This window comes from Bradyrhizobium sp. SZCCHNRI1009 (assembly GCF_032487575.1).
In the GTDB taxonomy this organism is placed as follows: domain Bacteria; phylum Pseudomonadota; class Alphaproteobacteria; order Rhizobiales; family Xanthobacteraceae; genus Bradyrhizobium.
In genome coordinates this window covers 657,712-678,784 of sequence record NZ_JAUEUL010000002.1, presented here as the reverse complement: position 1 = coordinate 678,784, position 21,073 = coordinate 657,712, and the positions used below count along the sequence as shown (strand labels likewise).

The 21,073-nt window shown below is 64.0% G+C and carries 20 protein-coding genes and 1 tRNA gene; 15 read left to right on the top strand and 6 right to left on the bottom strand.

Annotated features, from left to right (window positions below):
- Positions 1-13 precede the first annotated feature (13 nt).
- The 8 genes from QX010_RS06730 (at position 14) to QX010_RS06695 (ending at position 10,092) form a co-directional block, all read left to right on the top strand.
- Positions 14-838 carry a DsbA family protein gene (locus QX010_RS06730; protein WP_316178397.1) on the top strand — a complete coding sequence of 275 codons (825 nt, stop codon included), beginning with the start codon at positions 14-16 and terminating at the stop codon, positions 836-838.
- Between the two features lie 222 nt (positions 839-1,060).
- On the top strand, positions 1,061-3,901 hold the full coding sequence (locus QX010_RS06725; RefSeq protein ID WP_316178396.1) for an AMP-binding protein: 2,841 nt from the start codon (positions 1,061-1,063) through the stop codon (positions 3,899-3,901).
- 11 nt (positions 3,902-3,912) lie between these two features.
- A complete protein-coding gene (locus QX010_RS06720; protein WP_316178395.1) occupies positions 3,913-4,359 on the top strand; it encodes a YbhB/YbcL family Raf kinase inhibitor-like protein in 447 nt (148 codons plus the stop codon).
- 408 nt (positions 4,360-4,767) lie between these two features.
- Positions 4,768-6,579, top strand: coding sequence for an acetate--CoA ligase (acsA, locus tag QX010_RS06715; RefSeq protein ID WP_315802375.1), 1,812 nt, complete (start codon positions 4,768-4,770; stop codon positions 6,577-6,579).
- Complete coding sequence (gene pdhA, locus QX010_RS06710; RefSeq protein ID WP_315802374.1) at positions 6,576-7,580, top strand: pyruvate dehydrogenase (acetyl-transferring) E1 component subunit alpha; 1,005 nt, start codon at positions 6,576-6,578, stop codon at positions 7,578-7,580. The genes acsA and pdhA overlap by 4 nt, the downstream gene beginning before the upstream one ends.
- A gap of 6 nt (positions 7,581-7,586) precedes the next feature.
- On the top strand, positions 7,587-8,594 hold the full coding sequence (locus QX010_RS06705) for an alpha-ketoacid dehydrogenase subunit beta (RefSeq protein WP_316178392.1): 1,008 nt from the start codon (positions 7,587-7,589) through the stop codon (positions 8,592-8,594).
- Positions 8,595-8,602: 8 nt separating this feature from the next.
- Positions 8,603-9,814, top strand: a complete 1,212-nt coding sequence (locus QX010_RS06700; RefSeq protein WP_315802372.1) for a dihydrolipoamide acetyltransferase family protein — start codon at positions 8,603-8,605, stop codon at positions 9,812-9,814.
- The gene (locus QX010_RS06695; RefSeq protein ID WP_316178390.1) at positions 9,811-10,092 is read left to right on the top strand and encodes an acyl carrier protein; all 282 of its coding nucleotides are present in this window, start codon (positions 9,811-9,813) and stop codon (positions 10,090-10,092) included. The genes QX010_RS06700 and QX010_RS06695 overlap by 4 nt, the downstream gene beginning before the upstream one ends.
- A 151-nt stretch (positions 10,093-10,243) precedes the next feature.
- On the opposite strand, the gene QX010_RS06690 is transcribed toward QX010_RS06695, so the two are convergent.
- Both QX010_RS06690 and QX010_RS06685 read right to left on the bottom strand, forming a co-directional pair.
- Complete coding sequence (locus tag QX010_RS06690; protein ID WP_316178388.1) at positions 10,244-11,215, bottom strand: bifunctional enoyl-CoA hydratase/phosphate acetyltransferase; 972 nt, start codon at positions 11,213-11,215, stop codon at positions 10,244-10,246.
- 388 nt (positions 11,216-11,603) lie between these two features.
- Positions 11,604-12,128, bottom strand: a complete 525-nt coding sequence (locus tag QX010_RS06685; protein ID WP_315802369.1) for a dienelactone hydrolase family protein — start codon at positions 12,126-12,128, stop codon at positions 11,604-11,606.
- 325 nt (positions 12,129-12,453) lie between these two features.
- Between QX010_RS06685 and QX010_RS06680 the strand changes: the two genes are divergently transcribed.
- A complete protein-coding gene (locus QX010_RS06680; RefSeq protein ID WP_316178387.1) occupies positions 12,454-13,110 on the top strand; it encodes a hypothetical protein in 657 nt (218 codons plus the stop codon).
- A gap of 24 nt (positions 13,111-13,134) precedes the next feature.
- Here QX010_RS06680 and QX010_RS06675 read toward each other — a convergent pair.
- Positions 13,135-13,209, bottom strand: a tRNA-Gln gene (locus QX010_RS06675).
- Positions 13,210-13,498: 289 nt separating this feature from the next.
- Here QX010_RS06675 and QX010_RS06670 point away from each other — a divergent pair.
- Positions 13,499-15,277: an acyl-CoA dehydrogenase gene (locus QX010_RS06670; protein WP_315802338.1), complete on the top strand. Its 1,779-nt coding sequence runs from the start codon at positions 13,499-13,501 to the stop codon at positions 15,275-15,277.
- Positions 15,278-16,385: 1,108 nt separating this feature from the next.
- Complete coding sequence (locus QX010_RS06665; RefSeq protein WP_316178384.1) at positions 16,386-16,679, top strand: HdeA/HdeB family chaperone; 294 nt, start codon at positions 16,386-16,388, stop codon at positions 16,677-16,679.
- Positions 16,680-16,804: 125 nt separating this feature from the next.
- Here QX010_RS06665 and QX010_RS06660 read toward each other — a convergent pair whose 3' ends face one another.
- The gene (locus QX010_RS06660; RefSeq protein WP_316178382.1) at positions 16,805-17,062 is read right to left on the bottom strand and encodes a hypothetical protein; all 258 of its coding nucleotides are present in this window, start codon (positions 17,060-17,062) and stop codon (positions 16,805-16,807) included.
- Positions 17,063-17,140: 78 nt separating this feature from the next.
- A complete protein-coding gene (locus QX010_RS06655; protein ID WP_316178380.1) occupies positions 17,141-17,440 on the bottom strand; it encodes a hypothetical protein in 300 nt (99 codons plus the stop codon).
- On the opposite strand from QX010_RS06655, the gene QX010_RS06650 reads away from it, so the two are divergent.
- A complete protein-coding gene (locus tag QX010_RS06650; RefSeq protein WP_315802334.1) occupies positions 17,430-17,633 on the top strand; it encodes a hypothetical protein in 204 nt (67 codons plus the stop codon). The genes QX010_RS06655 and QX010_RS06650 overlap by 11 nt on opposite strands.
- 193 nt (positions 17,634-17,826) lie before the next feature.
- Positions 17,827-18,084, top strand: coding sequence for a hypothetical protein (locus QX010_RS06645; RefSeq protein ID WP_315802542.1), 258 nt, complete (start codon positions 17,827-17,829; stop codon positions 18,082-18,084).
- Positions 18,085-18,371: 287 nt separating this feature from the next.
- On the opposite strand, the gene QX010_RS06640 is transcribed toward QX010_RS06645, so the two are convergent.
- The gene (locus tag QX010_RS06640; protein WP_316178378.1) at positions 18,372-19,637 is read right to left on the bottom strand and encodes a DUF892 family protein; all 1,266 of its coding nucleotides are present in this window, start codon (positions 19,635-19,637) and stop codon (positions 18,372-18,374) included.
- A gap of 513 nt (positions 19,638-20,150) precedes the next feature.
- Between QX010_RS06640 and QX010_RS06635 the strand changes: the two genes are divergently transcribed.
- Entirely contained in the window at positions 20,151-20,528 is a 378-nt protein-coding gene (locus QX010_RS06635) for a hypothetical protein (protein ID WP_315802332.1), read from the top strand.
- 1 nt (position 20,529) lies between these two features.
- Complete coding sequence (locus QX010_RS06630) at positions 20,530-20,898, top strand: hypothetical protein (RefSeq protein WP_315802331.1); 369 nt, start codon at positions 20,530-20,532, stop codon at positions 20,896-20,898.
- Positions 20,899-21,073 lie beyond the last annotated feature (175 nt).

Genomic DNA, 21,073 nt, shown 5'->3' with positions numbered 1-21,073 from the left:
TGGAGTAACTGACATGCCGAAGCTCTCGCGCATTCGTATTCGTGCCATCACAGCAGTCACGCTCGTTGCCGCGGCGATCGCCGTACCCAGGACAGCCCAGGCTGAGTGGCAGCGCGCGGACATCGACCAGGCGATCCAGCAATATCTCGCCGCGCACCCGGAAGCCCTGGGGCCGGCAATCGAGAAATACCTGGCTGATCACCCGGAGGCGGTGCGCACTGCCCTGATGGCGCTGATTGCCAAGCGCAACGCTGTCGCCCAGACCGCGCCCGCGGCTGCGGCGGCCAGCGTCAAGCAGGCGATCAGTGACAACGCCAAGGCGCTGTACAACGCGCCGTTGCAGACGACACTCGGCGCCGCTGACGGCACCAGGACGGTGGTCGAATTTTACGACTTCAACTGCGGCTATTGCCGCAAGGCGCTCGGCGACACCCTTGCGCTGATCGCCGACGAACCGAACGTGCGCATCGTGCTCAAAGAGCTTCCGATTCTCGGGCCGGACTCCGTCGAAGCCGCGAAGGTCGCGATCGCGCTGCAGATGCATCATCCCAGTGCCGGGGAATCCCTGGAGTTTCATCGCCGCCTGCTGGCGAAGAAGGGAAGGGTCGATCGTGCCGCGGCGCTTGAGGTGGCCGCAGATCTCGGCTTCAACGCAGGCGAGATCGAGAAGGATGCGGCGAGCGTCGAGGTGAACGAGGCCCTGCAGCAGAACACGCGCCTTGCCTCGGCGCTCGGCATCAATGGCACGCCGGGTTATGTCGTCGGCGACAGCATAGTCCCCGGGGCGGTCGGGGCCGCAGGGCTGAGGGCACACCTCTCGGCTGTGAAGGAACCATAGCGCGCGAGCGGCCGAGGCTTGGCACCAGCTCCGCCAAGTGCGTTCCGGTGACGTCCCCGCACAGGAACAGACGCACCTGACGCAATGCGTCGGTCATGGTGGCGACGCTGGTTGCGACATGGATGCGGCGGGCAACTGCTGGCGGTTGCCAGTGCCGCATCTGCGCATGGCCGAATTGACATTGCTCAATGGTCGCGTGAGCTATTCGAGCTACCTGATGTCATGGATGATTTTGCGCCAGGCACTCTCGAGCGTCGTCGCGCCTTGATCGCGCTCGTGAAGGATCTCGTCCACGAGCTTCATCCTCAGCGCGGCCGGTTCATGGAGGTCGAGCCTTCGAGTCGCATCGAGCGAGACCTCGGGATCGACAGCCTCGCGCGCACTGAATTGATCCTGCGCATCGAGCGGGCTTTCCACGTTCGCCTTCCGGCGCAGGCGGTTGGCGAGGCAGAAACCGTCGAGGATCTGGTCCGCGCGCTCGAACGGGCCGGCCCGACGCTGGACCGCCCGGTCTCAGTCGGGCACCCGGTTTCGGCGCTTCCGGCCGTACCGGCCGCAAGCGAGGCGCGCACCTTGATCGAGGTGCTGGACTGGCACGCCACGCGACACGCCGACCGGCTGCATTTGACAGTATTGCAGGACGAGGCGACGACGCTCGGGACGCTCAGCTATGGAGAACTTGCGGCGAAAGCCCGGCAGGTGGCCCGTGGTCTGATCGCACGAGACATCACGGCAGGAGACCGGATTGGATTGATGCTCCCAACCAGCATCGATTTTTTCGTCGCCTTCTTCGGCATTCTCTACGCCGGCGCGATACCGGTCCCGATCTACCCGCCGATGCGCCTGTCGCAGCTTGAGGACCATCTACGGCGCCAGACCATGATTTTGCGCAATGCCGGCACCCGGATGCTGATCACCATGCCGGAAGGACGGCGATTAGCCGGCCTGCTTCGCAGTCTGGTGCAAAGCCTGGTCAGCGTCGCCAGTGTCGCCGACATCGAAGCCTCCGCGGCGCCGGCGCCGCTACCCCATTTGAAGGATGCGAGTGCAACGGCCCTGATCCAGTATACGTCAGGCAGCACCGGTGACCCGAAAGGCGTGGTGCTCAGCCATGCGAAGCTGCTCGCCAACATCAGAGCGATGGGCACGGTGATGGAAGCCGGTTCCGCCGACGTCTTCGTCAGCTGGCTGCCGCTGTATCACGACATGGGGCTGATCGGCGCGTGGCTCGGCTGCATGCATTATGCAGCACCGCTCTACGTGATGTCGCCGTTGAGTTTTCTGATCCGACCGCAGAGCTGGCTGTGGGCGATGCATCGGTATCACGCAACGTTTTCAGCATCGCCCAATTTCGGTTTCGAGCTATGCCTTGCCAAGATCAGCGATGATGATCTCGAGGGACTCGATCTGGGCTCGCTGCGCATGGTCGCCAACGGCGCCGAACCGGTCAGCGTCCAGACTCTGCGCCAGTTTGCCGAGCGGTTCGGCCGTCACGGCTTTCCCGCAAAGGCGATGGCGCCGGTCTATGGCCTGGCCGAAAACTCCGTCGGCCTGGCTTTTCCGCCGCTCGGCCGCGGGCCGGTCATCGATCGCATCAATCGCGACGAACTGAGTATTCACGGCATCGCGAAGCCGGCACCGCCTGGCGATACAGCGGTCCTGGAGATTCCGGCGTGCGGCCAGCCGCTTCCCGGCCATGAAATCCGCGTGGTTGACGCGACCGGCCGCGAGCTGGGCGAACGGCGGGAAGGACGGATCGAGTTTCGCGGCCCATCGGCGACAAGCGGCTATTTCCGCAACGAGACGAAGACGCGCGAACTGTTCCATGGAGATTGGCTCGACACCGGCGACCGCGGCTACATGGTTGGGGGCGACATCTTCGTGACGGGACGAGTCAAGGACATCATCATACGAGCCGGCAGGCATCTCTATCCCCAAGAGATCGAGCAAGCAGTTGCCAATATCCCGGGCGTGCACAAAGGCGGCGTCGCGGTGTTCGGCGTACCCGATCGCGTCTCGGGGACGGAGCGCGTCGTCGTGCTGGTCGAAACCCGTGAGTCCGACCAACCTCGCCGCCTCGAGTTGCAGGCGCGCGCCCAGGAGGTTGTGACGGACGTCGCAGGCACGCCACCCGACGAGATCGTGTTGGCGCCGCCCCGCACAGTGCCGAAGACATCGAGCGGAAAGATTCGCCGCAGTGCGGCCCGGGAGCTATACCAAAAAGGCGATATCGATACGCACCAGGGCACACTTGGTTTGCAGTTGTTGCGTCTTGCCCTTGCCAGCGCGGCGACTCAGGCCGGTCGGCTTGGCCGACTGCTCTACGAGGACATCTATGCAGCATGGTGGTGGATCATGCTCGGCGGCGCCTTCGCTGCGGGATATCTTGCCGTGCTCATCCTTCCGACGCCGAGATCGCGCTGGTCGGCGCTCAGGCAGATCGGTCGCATTGCGCTCGCAGGGATGGGCGTTCCGCTTGCGATCAAGGGCCTGGAGAAAATTCCTGCGCAAGGGGCGGTACTCGTATTCAACCATTCCAGCTATATGGACGCCTTTGCTCTGGCTACGACACTCCCCGGGGAGCCAGCGATCGTCGCAAAGCGTGAATTGGCCGAGCAGCTTGTCGCAGGACCAATCCTGCGCCGGCTCGATATTCCCTTCGTCGAACGTTACGACGTCTCGGGCAGCCTGACGGATGCCGCGCGACTGGGTGCGCTAGCCCGCGACCGGCGGCTTCTCGTCTTCTTTCCAGAAGGAACGTTCACGCGCAGGGCCGGGTTGTCCGGCTTCTATCTCGGCGCCTTCAAGACCGCGGCAGAAGCCGATCTTCCCGTCCTGCCGGGCATCATCGCCGGCACACGGACAATGTTGCGCAGCGATCAGTGGTTCCCGCGCTACAGCGCAGTCAGCATCGAGATCGGCGATCCGATCCAACCCAGCGGCACCGATTTTCAATCCATCATTCGGCTGCGCGACCAAGTGCGACAATGGATGCTCGCTCGTTGCGGCGAGCCGGATCTGGAAGAACTCGTCAAGCCCGAGCCGATGTCCCCCGCAGCCTGAAGGAGAGAGCCATGAAGCTCGTTTCCAGCGCCTTTGCCGACGGAGCGGTCATTCCGCGGCACTTTACCTGTGACGGAGACAACGTTTCGCCTCCTCTACAATGGTCCGGTGCGCCAGCGGGAACGCGGAGCTTTGTGCTGCTCTGCGACGATCCCGACGCGCCCGCCGGCACTTGGCATCACTGGGCGGCCTACGACATTCCGCTCACGAAGACGGAGCTTGCCGAGAATGCCACGAATGTGATCATCAAGGAAGCGGTGAACGACTTCCACAAGACCGGCTATGGCGGGCCCTGCCCTCCACATGACCACGGGCCGCATCGTTATCATTTTCGGCTGCTCGCGCTTTCGACCGACCATGTCAGGGCCAAGGCAAACGCGTCCTGCCGGGATGTCGAGCGCGAGGCACGCAAATTTGCGCTCGCGGAAGCGGTTCTTGTCGGCCGCTATGAGAGATAGCGGTGCCAACCTGAGCGCACAGAAACATGACCCATTGTCAATCAGCGGTAAAGCGCGCGTGTCGGGCATCGGCAAGAAGCTCGCGAAACGCGCCCCCATTGATATGACTAGGGTGGCGTGATCGCGGCCCTCGAACTGGATCTCCGGCTCGCTCGCCTGGTGTCATCGACAATGACCGTCAGCTCATATGCGCCTCCAAACGCGGGCGCCGCACCTGCGTCGTCAGTGCAAACCCAACAGGACTCCAATTACGGCTGGATGAAACTTCGGGGACAGGTCACATGGTGCCAAACCGGCAGACCGCGGGGCTCACTGTTGACGCAGATCAACGAGCGTCCGCGCGCTCGGACCAAATTTTAGCTGGTACAGCGACGCGTCGGGCGCGTTCGCAATGAACCGGAGCCAATCATGACCACCACGGACGCGGCGAACTCCCGCGGCGGGAGTGAAGCTCAGACCGAGCAGCAATGGGAACGAATCCGCAAGCGCCCGCAAGACTACGTCGGCGCAAACCTGATCGATTATGATCAGGCCAGGCGGACCTTCTCATGGGCCGATGCGCGAGCCTTGCTCGACGGGCTTCCCGGCGGCGGTCTCAACATCGCCCATGAGGCCATCGACCGCCATATGAAGGCCGGTCGCGGCGACAAGCTTGCGCTGCGCTGGATCGGCCGCGACGACAGCACTCGCGATTTCACCTATGCCGCGCTCGGCGCCCAGGTGAACCGCTTCGCCAACACCCTGGCCCGGCACGAGATAAGGAAGGGCGACCGGGTCTTCTCGCTGCTCGGGCGGGTGCCGGAACTCTACATCGCAGCCCTCGGCACGTTGAAGAATGGCGGCGTGTTTTCACCCTTGTTCTCGGCGTTCGGACCCGAGCCCATCAAGGCGCGCATGACGATCGGCGGAGCCAAGGCGCTCATCACCACCGAAGCCTTCTATCGCCGCAAGATCGAGCCCTGGCGCAGGGAGCTCGCCAGCCTGGAAAGAGTGTTCCTGACTGAATGCTCGGCCACTTTGCCGCCCGATACGATCGACCTTGCTGCGGCGCTTGCGGAGGCCTCTGAAGTCTTCGAGACGGTGCGGACCCTCCCTGAGGATATGGCGCTGCTCCATTTCACCAGCGGCACGACCGGCACGCCCAAGGGAGCGGTGCATGTGCACGAGGCGGTCATCGCCCACAATGTGACCGGCAAGCTCGTGCTCGACTTTCATCCCGACGATATTTTCTGGTGCACCGCAGACCCGGGATGGGTCACCGGGACTTCTTACGGAATCATTTCGCCACTGACCAATGGCGTGACCATGGTCATCGACCAGGCCGAGTTCGACACCGAGCGCTGGTACCGCATTCTGCAGGATCAGAAAATCACGGTCTGGTACACCGCGCCGACCGCGATCCGCATGTTGATGAAAGCCGGCGCCGAATTTGCCAAGAAGTTCGACCTGTCGACGCTGCGCCTGCTTGCCAGCGTCGGCGAGCCGCTCAATCCGGAAGCCGTGATGTGGGGCATGGAGGCTTTCGGCAAGCCGTTCCACGATAATTGGTGGCAGACCGAGACCGGCGGCATCATGATCACGAATTTTCTGTCGATGGACGTGAAGCCGGGGTCGATGGGCCGACCACTACCCGGCATCGAGGCCGGCATCGTCGAACGATTGGAAGGCGGCGGGCTGCGCGAGATTGCCAAGCCGATGGCCATGGGCGAATTGGCCTTGCATCCGGGCTGGCCGTCGATGATGCGGGGCTATCTGAACGAGGAGGCGCGCTACAAGAAGTGCTTTGCAGGCGGCTGGTATCTCACCGGTGACCTCGCGATGCGCGACAGCGATGGCTATTACTGGTTCGTCGGCCGCGCCGACGACGTCATCAAGAGCTCCGGCCATCTGATCGGACCTTTCGAGGTGGAGAGCACCCTGATGGAGCACAAGGCCGTTGCGGAAGCCGGCGTGATTGGCATCCCGGAGCCCACTGCCGGCGAGGTGGTCAAGGCCTATGTGGCGCTCAACCCGGGCTTTGCGCCGAGCGACGCGCTGCGAAAGGAGCTCCTCGGCCACGCGCGGCAGCGGCTCGGACCGGCGGTCGCGCCAAAGGACATCGCGTTCCGCCAGAACCTGCCGAAGACTCGCAGCGGCAAGATCATGCGGCGCCTCCTCAAGGCCCGCGAACTCGGTCTGCCCGAAGGCGACCTCTCCACTCTCGAAAGCGAGGAACGATGACGGTTGCAGCCACAAAGCCGCATTTGTCGCGCGAGCACATGCTGGGTCTGCTCAAGCACATGATCCGCATCCGCCGCTTCGAGGAGAAATGTGCCGAATTGTACACTCAGGAGAAGATCCGCGGCTTCATGCATCTCTACGACGGCGAGGAAGCGGTCGCTGTCGGAGTGATAACCGCGCTGGAAAAACGCGATCGGATCGTGGCGACATATCGCGAGCACGGGCAGGCCCTGGTGCGCGGCGTGCCGATGACAACCGTGATGGCCGAGATGTACGGCAAGCAGGAAGGCTGCAGCCGCGGACGTGGCGGCTCGATGCACTTGTTCAACGCCGCGACCAATTTCTATGGCGGCAATGCCATTGTCGGTGGCGGCCTGCCGTTGGCGATCGGCCTTGCGCTCGCCTCCCATATGCAGGGCGATGATCTCGTCACGGCATGCTTCTTCGGAGACGGCGCGGTGGCCGAAGGCGAATTCCACGAAAGCCTGAATCTGGCGGAGCTTTGGCAGTTGCCGGTGTTGTTCGTGTGCGAAAACAATCTCTACGCCATGGGAACCGCGCTCGCCCTTTCGGAATCCGAAACTGACATCCAGCGCAAGGCGGCATGCTACCGCATCACTTCGGAAGCCGTCGATGGCATGGATGTGGTGGCGGTCGAGGCGGCGGCCCGCCGCGCGGTCCAGGCGGTGCGCAAAACGCGCATGCCCTATTTTCTTGAATGCCGCACCTATCGGCTGCGCGCGCATTCAATGTTCGATCCCCAGCTCTACCGCGACAAGGCCGAGGTCGAGTCGTGGCGTCCACGGGAGCCGATTGTGCGTTTCCAGGGATGGCTCGAGGCCAATCACATGGTCCATCCGGACGAGGTGTCCCGCATGACGGCCGAGATCGATGCCGAAATCGCTGAAGCAGTCGTTTTTGCTGAGGCCGGGACATGGGAGCCGACCGAGCAACTGAGCCGCTTTGTTTATGCAGACAGAGCGGTCCCCACCGGGATGTGAGGTTTCATGCAGCAGGTGGCACCCAGGACCAATGCAATCGAGATGACCTATCGCGAGGTGGTGCGTGCAGCGCTTCGGGACGCGCTCAGCCGCGACAACCGCGTCTTTCTGATGGGTGAGGACGTCGGTCGCTATGGCGGCTGCTACGCGGTGAGTCACGGACTGCTCGCCGAATTCGGGCCGCAGCGGATTCGCGATACGCCGCTCTCGGAGTCAGGCTTTACCGGCGCCGGCATTGGCGCAGCAATGGCTGGCATGCGGCCGATCGTCGAGCTGATGACGGTCAATTTCAGCCTGCTCGCGCTCGATCAGATCCTCAACAATGCAGCGACGGTGCGCCACATGTCGGGCAATCAGTTCGGCGTGCCGCTTGTGATCCGCATGGCCACCGGTGCCGGCCGCCAGCTGGCAGCCCAACATTCCCACAGCCTTGAAGGCTGGTACGCACATATTCCCGGCATCAAGGTGCTCGCGCCGGCAACCTTGGAAGATGCCCGCGGCATGCTGTGGACCGCCCTACAGGAACCCGACCCGGTGCTGATCTTCGAGAACGTCATGCTCTACAACATGTCGGGCAAGCTCGCGTCCGGTGCCGGAGCCGTCAATATCGACAAGGCTGCCGTGCGCCGCCAGGGCCGCGATATTTCTCTCATCACCTATGGCGGGTCGCTCTGGAAGACGCTCGAGGCTGCGACCGCGCTCGCAACCGATGGCATCGATGCCGAGGTGATCGATCTGCGCAGTCTGCGGCCGCTCGACGACGCCACGATCATGACTTCGGTGGCCAAGACCCGGCGTGCCGTCATCGTCGACGAAGGCTGGCGCTCCGGGAGCCTGGCGGCAGAGATCGGCATGCGCATCGTCGAACAAGCCTTCTGGTCGCTCGACGCGCCGATCGGGCGGGTTTGCAGCGAGGAGGTGCCGATCCCCTACCCTCACCACCTCGAAAACGCGGCACTGCCACAGACAGCGAAGATCGTGACCGCTGCGAAAACGGCGCTCGGCCGGACGTGAGGCGGGCCGTGGCCGAATTCCTCATGCCCTCTCTCGGCGCCGATATGGAAGCCGGCACGCTGGTGGAATGGCTGGTGAAGCCGGGAGACCGGGTCAAACGCGGCGATATTGTTGCGGTGGTCGAGACACAGAAGGGTGCGATCGAGATCGAAACCTTCCTGGCCGGCGAAATCGAAAAATTCCTCGTCAATCTTCACAGCAAGGTGCCAGTCGGAACGCCGCTAGCACTGATCCGTACCGACGGTGAAGAAAGAGCCGCCGTCACAGCGCCGGTGCCACCGCCGTTACCTCTGCCAACCGCGCATCCCCCGATTGCGGTGCCCTCCCAACCACCGCCCACGCCGATCGGCGCGCCAATGCCGCCACCGCTTGCGGCTGCTGTCGTGGGACGGCTTCCCGCTTCGCCTGCCGCACGACGGCTCGCCGCAGAACGCGGCGTCGATCTCTCCACCATCACCGGCAGCGGACCGGGCGGAGCAATCGTCTACGTCGACGTGGAGCGACAGTCCGGCGCAACCCCGCCACCAACCGAAAAGAGGCGCGCGGGCTGGCTTGATCTCGCGGCGATGCGGACAGCCATCGCGGCCGCAATGGCCCGGTCGAAGCGGGAGATCCCACACTATTATCTTGAACATCAGATCGACGTCACGCCATGCGAACACTGGCTGGCCGACCAAAACGTGGCGCTTCCGCCCGACAGCCGCCTTTTGATCGGCGCGCTTGCGCTGAAGGCGGTCGCGCTGGCGATTCGTCGCTTTCCAGCCTTCAACGGCTTCTACCGCGACAACAAATTCGAGCCGTCAAAGGCGGTGCATGTCGGGGTTGCCATTGCGATCCGCGGCGGCGGCTTGGCGGCGCCGGCTCTGCATGACGCGGACCGACTGCCGCTCCACGACTTGATGAGCAGCTTACGCGACCTGGTGCAACGAACGCGCTCGGGGCGGATTCGCAGTTCGGAACTGTCAGATCCGACGATCACAGTATCCAGCCTAGGCGAGCGCGGAGTCGAAGCTCTCTATGCCATCATCTATCCACCCCAGGTCGCGATCGTTGGCTTTGGTAAGGTCGTTACGCGTCCCTGGATCATCGATGGCGTGATCGGCCCCCGTTCCGTGGTGACCATGACGCTGGCAGGTGATCATCGCGTGACCGATGGACACGCCGGCGCCTTGTTTCTGGCCGAGATCGGCAGACTTTTGCAGGAGCCTGAAAAGCTATGACCGAGATCGAGATTCGCAGAACCATGCAGGGGGAGCTCAGCGAAATCGTCAAGCAGGAGCTTAACAACATCGCGCCAGAAGTCGATCTGGCAAACATTGATCCAGCAGCTGATTTGCGCGAGACCGTCGATATTGACTCGATAGACTTCCTGAACCTCGTGACCGCCCTGCATCACCGGACGGGCATCGATATTCCGGAGATCGACTATCCCAAACTCGTTACTCTCTCCGGAATGATCGCCTATCTCAGAGCCAAACTGGAATCGGCCAAGGAGTAAGTTGGTTGCGCCCGCGGGAATTGCGAGTTCTGAGCCTTGCCCGGCAACTTCAATCGCCGGCCGCTTGAATCAGGATGCAACGGGCGGCGGCGCGCGCCCCCCGGTCGGAGCGATGCTGGGCTCTGTCTAAGGACGAGAAGTCCTGTTTCTGCTAGGCAGTCGGCACGCGATAGCGTGCCCACAGCAACGCGATTGCACAAGATCCGAGTCTCGCCAGTGATTTGTCGGCCCGGCTCGTCAGAATGATGGGAACGCGAGCACCGATCACAACGCCCGCAACGTCCGCGCCGGCGAGATATTCGAGTTGCTTTGCCAGCATGTTACCCGCCTCGATGTCGGGCACAACAAAGATATCGGCCCGCCCGGCAACCGGAGAGACGATGCCTTTGCTCGTCGCCGCCTCCCTGGAAACGGCATTATCGAAGGCGAGTGGCCCGTCGATGACGGCTCCAGTGATCTGACCGCGATCCGCCATCTTGCAGAGTGCCGCCGCATCGATCGTGGAGCGAATCTTCTCGGTAACAGTTTCGATTGCCGAGAGAATCGCGACGTTAGGCGACGGATTGCCAAGCGCATGCGCAAGGTCAACTGCGTTTTGCACAATATCCCTTTTGTCGGAGAGATTTGGATAGATGTTGATGGCTGCGTCGGTCACGAAAAGCGGCCGCGGATAGAGCGGGGTGTCGATGACAAATATGTGGCTCATCCTGCGCTCGGTCCGCAGCTTCTCCTCAGCCAGGATCGGCATCATGAATTCATCTGTATGCAGGCTGCCCTTCATCAGCGCTTCCACCCTGCGGTCGCGGGCGAGGGCGGCCGCCTGTACAGCGGCCGCATGGCTGTGCTCAGCCGGAACGAGTTCGTAAGGGGTCAAATCGAGCTTGGCCTGCTCGGCCGCCGCCCGTATCTTCGCCTCGGGCCCGACCATCACGGGCAGAATCAAGCCCGCTCGCGCTGCTTCGATGGCACCGCTGAGAGACAGGGCATCAACTGGATGGACGACGGCCGTGCGGAGGGGCTGCAGGCCTTCCGCTTGCTCAATGATCCTCTGATAGTGACGGCCCTTCGCTTCGGGGCGGACAGACGCGCCTCCTTGCTGGACTGTGATGGTTCCGCTGTCCATAGGATTCATCCGACATGACTCCGCTCGGAGATGCTTGTCATATCCAGCCCCATGGATAGACGGGTGCCATGAGGTAAATCAAAGGTCTGACGACCAAGCAGGCGGCTTGAGAGAAACGTCAATCCAGCCACGGAGGTTGCGAGGCTGGAGCGGATCGGCGATATCCAGCATTGCTTCAAACTGCCTTTCTGCGCAGGGCTGGTCATGACACGTCGCGTGCCTGCATCGTTGTTACTTGGCAGCGAATTGCAGAAGCTCGTCAGCCTTGCGCCCAGCGTCGTGATCGTTGTGCCGTCACGGACTGGCTGTTCACGTTCGGCTGAGGCAGGTCGCATGTGGCCGGAGACGAAAACGATCCATCTCGTCTCCAATCGGCCCTCGAACAGCCCTACGATCCCTTGCGCTCGTTTTCGGTCCCGATACCGGGCGCCGACTTCTCCGAGCCAGCCCCGAGATAATGTTCGAACCAGCGAGCAGCATGCTCAATAACCGCCTCCAGCGCTCCCGGCTCGGGAAACAGGTGGCTGGCACCCGGAATGATTTCCAAGGCCTTCAAACCCTGCAGCCGTGCCAACGCCTCCTCGTTGAGTTCGATCACGCCGACATCCGCTCCTCCCACAACAAGGAGGGTGGGGGCCCGAACTTCATCAAGGAAGTCACCAGCAAGGTCCGGACGGCCGCCCCGCGATACGACAGCCCTCACGCGGCGGGGAAATTTCGCGGCCGCAACGAGTGCAGCCGCAGCTCCAGTGCTGGCCCCAAACAGGCCCAAGGGAAGCCTTGCGAGAGACGGCTGTGCATCCAGCCAGCTGACAACGCCAGCGAGCCGGTCCGCTAGCAGCGAGATATCGAAGACGTTGGCCCGATCATCCTCTTCATCGTCGGTGAGAAGATCGAATAGAAGCGTCGCCATACCCCGGGTGTTCAATGCGTCTGCGACCGCCCGGTTTCGCGGACTCAACCGACTTGAACCACTCCCATGTACGAAGGCGACAATTGCATAGGCATCTCCCGGGACATGCAACACTCCTGCAAGACCAATCGGCGGGATCCGGATGTCGTGGGTGTCACTTCTTACCTGTGCCATCGATAAAGCGGCTCCTCGGTAGAGGCCACAACCTTGTCCTCTCGATAGGCTTCGTTTCTTGACACAGATCAATGAGTGTCCGGTTCTCCGGTGACGATCTTACAATCACCAATTGTCACGGAGAGCGGAAAATGGCGCTCTTCGAGCGAGATTGGGTGTGATCTACGCGAAAGCTTCTATAGCGCGCGTCGGGTCGCTTGACTGGCTTTTCCGCGAATATAAGCAGACGAAGGCGTATCTTGAGAAGGTCTCGAAGCGGTCGTGGCCAAGCTATGAGCACAGCATGCAAGCCGTCTGCGATCTGCGAAACAAAAAAGGTGAGCGCATCGGATCGCTGCCGATCAAGAGTATCACCCCGCGCGCCGCGAATAGCGCGGGCGAAAGTGTCCTCTTTCGGCGCGGCGAAAAATTCGTCGGCCTATGCCGCAAGGCATGGCGCGTAGTTCACCGACTATACCCGGCCGAATTCGCCGTCGAGTGTGAACGTGAGGGGCAGACCAATTTCCTTCCGCATCCGTTGAACGATCTTCTGCATGCCGGAGAACGAGTAGGGCTTGCTGACAGTCTTGGCGCCTGCCGGCATGGCGGGATGACCGAACTTGAGGAAGCCGAACTTGCCGAGGGACAGGGCCGCGCCCTCTCGGCACCCTGCACAAGGGAAAGTTACGCCGGCTATGCCAAGCGCACAGCTTCGCGCCTGGCGGCCACACGCAAACGACGAGCTCACATCTTGGCGAGCACAACGCAAACGGAGTTTCAGAATGCGGTCTCTGGCGAGTTTCAGAACAACAAAATCGTGAAAATGTAAGATACTGACCGGGCAGCAGAAATCTGGCTGGGGCGGGAGGGATCGAACCTCCGAATGGCGGAATCAAAATCCGCTGCCTTACCGCTTGGCTACGCCCCATCAGGCTCGGCGGATCGGCGTAGCGTGGAGACGCCCGGCGATTCCGGATCGGCGTCCGTGGTCTACAGAGCGCGCCCGCCCATTTCAACCGCCGGGCGGCAGGAATTTTACGGCGCGCCCAAGTGATCCGGGGCTGCCGCCAATTCGTCAATTTGGACAAGCTCTTATCCCGCCCGTCCCGAGCCGCCGCGGCGGCCTGCCGCAACGACTTGCGAAAAAGTTGAGACCCGGCCGGTTTCATGGGATGACGGCGGCCAAACCGGCAAATTTCGACCCCCGAGGACACGCCATGACCTATCGCGCCCCGCTCAACGACATGCTGCTCGCCCTCAACCACGGCGCCGGGCTGAAGGCGGCGGTCGAGGCCGGCCATTACGGCGATTTCGACCCCGACATCACCGCCGCCGTGCTCGAGGAAGCCGGCAAGTTCGCCACCGACGTGCTCGCCCCGCTCAACACGATCGGCGACAGGAACGGCGTCAAGCTCGCCGACAAGAAGGTGACGACCGCGCCGGGCTGGCCCGATGCCTACAAGCGCTGGACCGAGGCCGGCTGGAACGCGGTGTCCGGCCCCGAGGCGCATGGCGGCCAGGGCCTGCCGCTCGCCATCAACGCCGCCTGCACCGAGATCTGGAGCGCCTCGAACGTCGCCTTCGGCCTGTGTCCGCTGCTGACACTCTCCGCCATCGAGGCGCTCGACGCGCATGGCAGCGACGAGCTGAAGGACATCTATCTCGGCAAGCTGATCTCCGGTGAGTGGACCGGCACCATGCAGCTGACCGAGCCGCAGGCCGGCTCCGATGTCGGCGCCTTGCGCACCCGCGCCGAGCGCGCCGCCGACGGCACCTACCGCATCACCGGCTCGAAGATCTTCATCACCTATGGCGATCACGACATGACCGACAACATCGTGCATTTCGTGCTCGCGCGGCTGCCGGACGCGCCGGCCGGCACCAAGGGCATCTCGCTCTTCCTCATCCCCAAATTCCTCGTCAACGCCGACGGCTCGCTCGGCGCCCGCAACGACATCTATGCCAGCGGCATCGAGCACAAGCTCGGCATGCACGCCTCGCCGACCTGCACCATGACGATGGGCGATCATGGCGGCGCCATCGGCTATCTCGTCGGCGAAGAGAATGCCGGCATGCGCTGCATGTTCACGATGATGAACCAGGCGCGGCTCGGCGTCGGCCTCGAGGGCGTCGGCGTCGCCGATCGCGCCTATCAGCAGGCGCTGGCCTATGCGCAGGAGCGCAAACAGGGCCGCGCCGTCGGCAGCAAAGGCACCGGCTCCGATGCGATCATCGCCCATCCCGACGTCAAGCGCATGCTGATGCAGATGCGCTCGCTGACCGCCGCCTCGCGCTCGATCTGCTACGCCACCGCCGTCGCGCTCGATGTCGCCGTGCGCGCCAAGGATCCGGCCGTCCGTGCCGAGGCCGCCGCGCGCGGCGCGCTGCTGACGCCGATCGCGAAGGCCTTCTCCACCGACATCGGCAACGAGGTCGCCTATCTCGGCGTGCAGATCCATGGCGGCATGGGCTTCATCGAGGAGACCGGCGCCGCACAGCACTATCGCGACGCCCGCATCACCGCGATCTACGAGGGCACCAACGGCATCCAGGCGATCGACCTGGTGACGCGCAAGCTCGGCGCCAATGGCGGCGCCTCCGTCTTCAAGCTGCTCGACGAGCTCACCGAGATCGTCCGCCGCGTCGAGGCCTCGAACGATCCGGCCTTCGGCACCACCGGCGCCAAGCTGCGCGACGCGCTGGGCGCGCTCGACCGCTCCAGCCGCTGGCTGCTGGACAAGCTCGGCACCGCGCCGAACGACGCGCTCGCCGGCGCCACGCCTTACCTGCGCCTGTTCGGCTCCGCGCTCGGCGGCTGCATGCTCGCCAACGAGGCGCTGGCCGCGCGCAGCGAGAACGAGACCGACGGCGCCCGCCACGTCGCGCTGGCCCGCTTCTTCGCCGAGACGTTCGCGGTGCAGGCGCCGTCGCTGGAAAAGACCGTCACCGACGGCGCCGACGCCGTGCTCGCCGCGGAGGCCGTGCTGGTGGCGTGAGGACTCGAGCCACACAATGTGCTGGTGGCGCGACATGCGCCACACAAAAGGTGTCGTCCCGGCCTTGAGCCGGGACCCAGACTCACCGGCGGTCATGGCTTGGCCCAATCGCTCCTCCATCGTGCCCCGCACTCCTCCCTGGGGTTATGGGTCCCGGCTCAAGGCCGGGACGACAGTTGAGGTTGTGGCCGCGCCCTGCCCCGCACTACGTCCTTGCAAACTTTGTGGCGATGAAGGTCGTTTCTTGCGCAGGCCGTCTACTCGGAATTCCGTCATCGCGAGCGCAGCGAAGCGATCCAGGGTCGAGCAAGGACTCTGGATTGCTTCGCTGCGCTCGCAATGACGCCAGGCGCACAGTCCCGATCCACACTGCCATACAAAATGCCGCATCAGATGAGCTCGTGATGAGATGAGCATTCGCGGTCTCGCGACGCCTGCCGCGCCCGAGTGATGCCCAGAAGTCCCGCCCTCTCCAGATGGAGGGCGCGAGGAAGGCCGGACCTCGGCTGAGGCCCGTGGCCCGCCTGCAGAAAAAAAGCAGGCGGCAGTCACCACAGGTACAGCCGGACAGACCCGGCCTTCCCCGCGCGATGGTTTTAACGGGCTATAGCGCGCTCTTCCTGGTGCACCGGGCTTTCTGGCCACCATGTCGCGACGACGCGCTCTCGCGCATCGCGCTGGATACTAGCATCGGAGTATCAGAACCACACGCCTTCACCGTCCGCGAGCCTGACGTTCGTCCGTGCTATCAGCACGCCGCCCGCCCGCGTCCACCGCATCCCGCTGCAAACGTCCGTGACGACCGCGAACCGTCCCCTACCGTGCAACGGGATGCGCGGACCATAATGCTGATTTGGGGAAGCCGCCAAGCGATTTATGTTTTTCGGAATCCATTGACACCACGGCTTCGGATCGAGGTGAGTTGCCCGACGGGCGCATCGGATCGCCGCACCCAACCGCCGCATCCTTGACTTCTGAGCGCGCTCCGGCCAGTGCTACCACTGCCGCTCGCCGCGACCGGGACCACGTCTTTCAGCTCGGTCTGCGAAGGGATTGGTAACGCTCTGCATAGTTCATTGTTTTCATCATATCCGTTTGGAGACGCCCCATGAAATCGCTCGTCGCTCCTCTGTTCACCGCGGCCGCTCTGCTGTCCCCTGCTCCGGCCTCCGCCGTCGTGCTCGATCTCTCGACCATGAGCTGCAAGCAGTTCGTCGAAAGCGGCGACGACACCATCAAGATGGTGCTGATCTGGCTGGACGGCTGGTACAAGGGCGACCAGGACGAAGCGCTGTTCGACACCGAGGAGTTCGTCGCCAACGCCAAGAAGTTCGGCACCTATTGCGCCGAGCATCCCTCGGTCAGCATTGTGACGGCCGCGGAGAAGATTCTCGGCAAGTAACAGGCCATCGACGAATTGCTGAAGCAGGCGGCGTAGGGCGGGTTAGCGACAGCGTAATCCGCCGTCTCGCCGCTCCTCGAACGGCGGATGACGCTGCGCTTATGCCCCTGCTCCGTCGGGACGGCTCATACGCCCAACCAGATCAGCCCGCCCGGCAACTCGTCCGCCGTAAAGTCGACCTGCAGCACGCGACGATGTCCGGGCTGCACGGACGGCTCCGACGCGTGCAGGATCGGTGTCGCATACAGCCAGATGTCGCCCGCGTGGCCGGACAAGGCCGCGATAAGTCCGCGCGACGCCGACGCATCGAGCGACGCCGGCAAATGCACCGCACCGGCGTCAGCAAAGCGGGACTTCTGGAGAGAGGAGAACTCGACGGTCATACGCGCGTGAGATTAGAGCGCACCCAAGGCGTTTGGCAATCGCCAGTTCGGCGACAGCGCAGCGGGGCACGGACACAATCAGACGCAACTCGTCGCGCCAGCTCCGCGCTCTCGTTGCGTTGAAGAAGCAAACCGCGCGGCTCGCGCGGTTGGTCCCTCTTCACGCGAGAGTCCCATGTCGATCAGCTCCGTCAGTTCTCCTCTCTCCACGGTCTCGGCCCAGGCCACCACCGCCCCATCGTCCACCACAGCAACTTCGTCGACGACCGCCACGGCCTCGTCATCGGCCACGAGCCCGGCCGACGGCGCATCGCAAAGTTCCTCCCGCAGCGGTGGCTCGTCTTCGAGCAAGGCAGTGGTCAGCGAGGTGTCGATCACGCTCGATGGCGTCACCACGACAACCATCACCTATTCCGACGGATCGACCGAGGTGACCAAGACCGCAGCCGCATCGGACAGCAGCAGCAAGGGCGCGGAGGGTTACAATGCGCAAGGCTACAATGCACAAGGCGCTTCCGGAAACGGCACGAGCGGCGGCACCGGCACGTCAAGCCAGAGCATGACGGTGTGAGCCGTCGTGCATCCGCGATGGCCTGACTAACAGTTCCCGCGCGGAACTGTGGCGTATCGGCAGTCGGCCGTGACACTGCGGTGACGCCGCCAAGCAACACTGCGCGTCAGATTTCGCGATCGGGCGATTGTTAATTTGCGCCGCCGGCACGATTCACTGCTGTTAGCAAACAAGGCAATCAGGGGGGATGTCGATGTTGCGGGGCGTGATGGCTGGGGGGCTGCTGATCCTGGCGATGGGATCGGAGCTTCAGGCGGCGGGCGAGTCGGGTGCGGAGACGCGGATGTCGTGCTCAGATGTCCGTTACTACGTCGAGAAGTACACGGCCGAGGTCGCCGAGATGTATGCGCGCAGCCGCGGCGCCACCGACGCGCAGATCAACCGTGCCCGGCGCTGCCTGACGCCGGTGCATGCCCGGCGCGCGGAGCGGTGGCGGACGTCCGCAGAATAAGTCGAGCCGCTGCGGCACGCGATCGCAGCGTTGGTTACTCCGTCATGCCCGGGCTTGTCCCGGGCATCCACGCGGTTCTCAGCGCGCGGTATGACGTGGATGGCCGGGACAAGCCCGGCCATGACGACGTGGAGGGAGACGAGCACATAGCTGCGATGTTCGACGCGAGCCTTGCCTCCAGGGAGGTCGGCCGCTGCGTAGAAAATAGGGCGGGTTAGCCGAAGACGTAACCCGCCATCTTCGCGGAAAAACGGCGGATGACGCTTGCTCATCCGCCCTACTCCCAATCACGCCTGCTCGATCGCGGCAGGCATCTTGGCGACGGACATCAGCGAGCGGGCGACCTGGTTGAGGAGCTGATCGGCGTTCTCCTCCTCAGCCAGCGACTTCGACAGCACGGCGACGACGGCGCTGTGGCGGAGCTGCTGGGCGAGATTGCGCGCGGTGGTGTAGCCGGACATCTCGTAATGCTCGACGCGCTGGGCGGCGCCGATCAGCGCCAGATCGGCGGCGGCATCCTCCTTGTCCTCGCCTTGCGCGATGATCTCCTGGCCTTCCTCGACCAGGCCCATCATGCCCTTGCAGGGTTTTGCCCGCGGCGTCTTGCCGAGCAGCTCGAAGCATTCGTTGATGCGCTCGATCTGCGCCTCGGTCTCGGCCAGGTGCTGCTCGAACAGTTCGCGGAGCTGATCGAAGCGCGCGGCCTCCGCCATCTTCGGCAGCGCCTTGGTGAGCTGCTTCTCGGCGTGGAGGATGTCGCGCAGCTCCTCGATCAGGAGATCGCCGAGGCCGGCCTCGTCGGCCGGCGGCGAGCTCTCGGTGACGATCGCATTGGCCGCGCCGTTCTCGGCCTGGATCGCCGGCGATTCCGTGAACACCCAGTCGCCGCCCTCGTTCCAGGGACCGCGGGTGTCGATCTCGCCGTGGTCGCCGGTGCCGGTGGAATCGTTGAAGAACTGATCGACCAGGCCCGGCGTCGGCGCGATGCGGCCGATGCTGAAGGCCGGCTTGTTCATGCTCTCCAACGCCAGCGCGAACGCCTTCATGTGGGTGATCTCGCGCGTCATCAGGAACTGCAGCGCGTCCTTGGTGCCGGCATCGTCGGTGAAATTGATCAGCCGCTCGTAGACGATCTTGGCGCGGGCTTCGGCGGCGATGTTGCTGCGCAGGTCGACGTCGAGCTCGCCGGTGATCTTGAGATAGTCCGCGGTCCAGGCGCTGCCCTGCGAGTTGAACAGGTTGACGCCGCCACCGCCGGCGATCGCGATCAGCGGATCGGCCTCGGCCGCCTCGCGGTCGAACTTGGCGGGCTTGAGATGCATGCGGGCGAGCGTGCCGACGACCTCGAGATGGCTCAGCTCCTCGGTGCCGATGTCCATCAACAGGTCCTTGCGATCGGGGTCCTCGCAATTGAGGCCCTGGATCGAGTACTGCATGGCGGCGGCGAGCTCGCCATTGGCGCCGCCGAACTGCTCCAGCAGCATGTTGCCGAAGCGCGGATCGGGCTCGTCGACACGGACGGTGAACATCAGCTTCTTGACGTGGTGATACATGGAAGGCCTCGGACGTTTGCGGGGACGGCAAGCAAGGTCCGAACGGCCGGGCATCACGGTTGTTCCTTACCTCCGACTGATGGCCTTGCGCGTTCCTGCCGGCCGCGCGGCCCGGCAGACCGGCCACGGCACGAAGGGTCGGGGGGCCACGTCAAACCAGCTCCCCCGCCGGCCAGGTCCATATGCACGCCGGAACGCACTTCACACCTGGGTTGCCGGCGTCATCGGCGCTTCGCGCGTTCGTGCCAGGGATCCGCAAGAGGAACCTGCCGGGGGTCAGCGCATGCGCCGCCGGGCGCCGGCTACTGCGCGACATCCTGTTGGCAGCTGAACGATGGCCTCTTGCTAAGGTTTTCCCTGCTCGCCTAAGCTGTTCCGCTGGAGAGTGACATGTTGATGCGAACACCGGCCAGGGAGAAGCCAGGTCTCGGCGAGCGAGTCCGCCGGGTCATCGAGCGACTCCGCGACCACGCATCGTCGTTTACGCTATCATCGCCCGCGAATGGGGCGACAGTGCGGAAGCCCTCCTACGTCGTCGAAGAGGAGCCTGACGACAGCAACATGGATGTCGCGCTGGCGGCGCTGATCGACCAGATCGAACGTCCCGCGCGGACGCCGCCGCCGCGATTTCCAGGTCTGGCACGCATCACCTCATCGCGTCAGGCGCCGCACATCCCGGTCTACGAGCGGCCGCCTTATTTCGACGTCGCGCCACGCCCCGTCGAGGTCGAGCCGCGGCGGATGCCCTATGATGAGCCAGCCGAGCGGATCGTGCCGGAGGACGAGCTGTCGGAGCTGCGCAAGGATCTGATGAGCGCGATCTCGGCGCGACTCGGATCGCCGGAGGATCATCTGGCGACGATCAGGAACCTGCTGAGGTCGGTGAAGTAGGATGTGGGGCCGCAGCAACATCGGCAAGACGGTCGAGGAGCTGACCGATCATCTGCGGCTGGTCGATCACGTGCGCGCGCTGCAGGACGGCCAGAAGGAGATCGCCGAGGCGATCCGGGCGGTGAACCAGCGCCTGACCTCGATCGAGGCCGAGTTCAGGGTGCTCAAGGCCGAGACCCAGCGCGACGCACTGCGCGAAGTGCAGCACGCCGTGCAGGGCGTTCAGGGCTCGGTCCATGACGAACTGACGCGCATGGCGACGCGGCTGGTGGTGCTGGAGCAGGCCCTGCGGCGCGAGGCCGTGCGGCAGCAGGCTCCGGCCGCTGCCTCGCGCGCAGCGCCCGTCCCCCGGTCCGACGGCGCCAAATAGGCGGCAGAGGCGGATCGATCGCGTGCGGCCGGTCGCGCCACGACGGGGCAGCCCGACGCCCGCGGGCCCTGCGGCGCGCCCATACGCCGCGAGGCGCGTTGAGACATTGTTAACCCGGCGGCGCGAGCCTCGCGGCGGACCTCACGCACGAGGCCAAAGGCGACGACAGTCCCGT

What these genes read in the sequence shown, in the direction of transcription:
- QX010_RS06730 (WP_316178397.1), top strand. Translation starts at nt 14, where the DNA reads ATGCCGAAGCTCTCGCGCATTCGTATTCGTGCCATCACAGCAGTCACG.
- QX010_RS06695 (WP_316178390.1), top strand. Translation starts at nt 9,811, where the DNA reads ATGACCGAGATCGAGATTCGCAGAACCATGCAGGGGGAGCTCAGCGAA.
- QX010_RS06720 (WP_316178395.1), top strand. Translation starts at nt 3,913, where the DNA reads ATGAAGCTCGTTTCCAGCGCCTTTGCCGACGGAGCGGTCATTCCGCGG.
- pdhA (WP_315802374.1), top strand. Translation starts at nt 6,576, where the DNA reads ATGACGGTTGCAGCCACAAAGCCGCATTTGTCGCGCGAGCACATGCTG.
- acsA (WP_315802375.1), top strand. Translation starts at nt 4,768, where the DNA reads ATGACCACCACGGACGCGGCGAACTCCCGCGGCGGGAGTGAAGCTCAG.
- QX010_RS06670 (WP_315802338.1), top strand. Translation starts at nt 13,499, where the DNA reads ATGACCTATCGCGCCCCGCTCAACGACATGCTGCTCGCCCTCAACCAC.
- QX010_RS06725 (WP_316178396.1), top strand. Translation starts at nt 1,061, where the DNA reads ATGGATGATTTTGCGCCAGGCACTCTCGAGCGTCGTCGCGCCTTGATC.
- QX010_RS06630 (WP_315802331.1), top strand. Translation starts at nt 20,530, where the DNA reads ATGTGGGGCCGCAGCAACATCGGCAAGACGGTCGAGGAGCTGACCGAT.
- QX010_RS06685 (WP_315802369.1), bottom strand. Translation starts at nt 12,128, where the DNA reads ATGGCGACGCTTCTATTCGATCTTCTCACCGACGATGAAGAGGATGAT.
- QX010_RS06660 (WP_316178382.1), bottom strand. Translation starts at nt 17,062, where the DNA reads ATGACCGTCGAGTTCTCCTCTCTCCAGAAGTCCCGCTTTGCTGACGCC.
- QX010_RS06645 (WP_315802542.1), top strand. Translation starts at nt 17,827, where the DNA reads ATGTTGCGGGGCGTGATGGCTGGGGGGCTGCTGATCCTGGCGATGGGA.
- QX010_RS06690 (WP_316178388.1), bottom strand. Translation starts at nt 11,215, where the DNA reads ATGGACAGCGGAACCATCACAGTCCAGCAAGGAGGCGCGTCTGTCCGC.
- QX010_RS06640 (WP_316178378.1), bottom strand. Translation starts at nt 19,637, where the DNA reads ATGTATCACCACGTCAAGAAGCTGATGTTCACCGTCCGTGTCGACGAG.
- QX010_RS06705 (WP_316178392.1), top strand. Translation starts at nt 7,587, where the DNA reads ATGCAGCAGGTGGCACCCAGGACCAATGCAATCGAGATGACCTATCGC.
- QX010_RS06665 (WP_316178384.1), top strand. Translation starts at nt 16,386, where the DNA reads ATGAAATCGCTCGTCGCTCCTCTGTTCACCGCGGCCGCTCTGCTGTCC.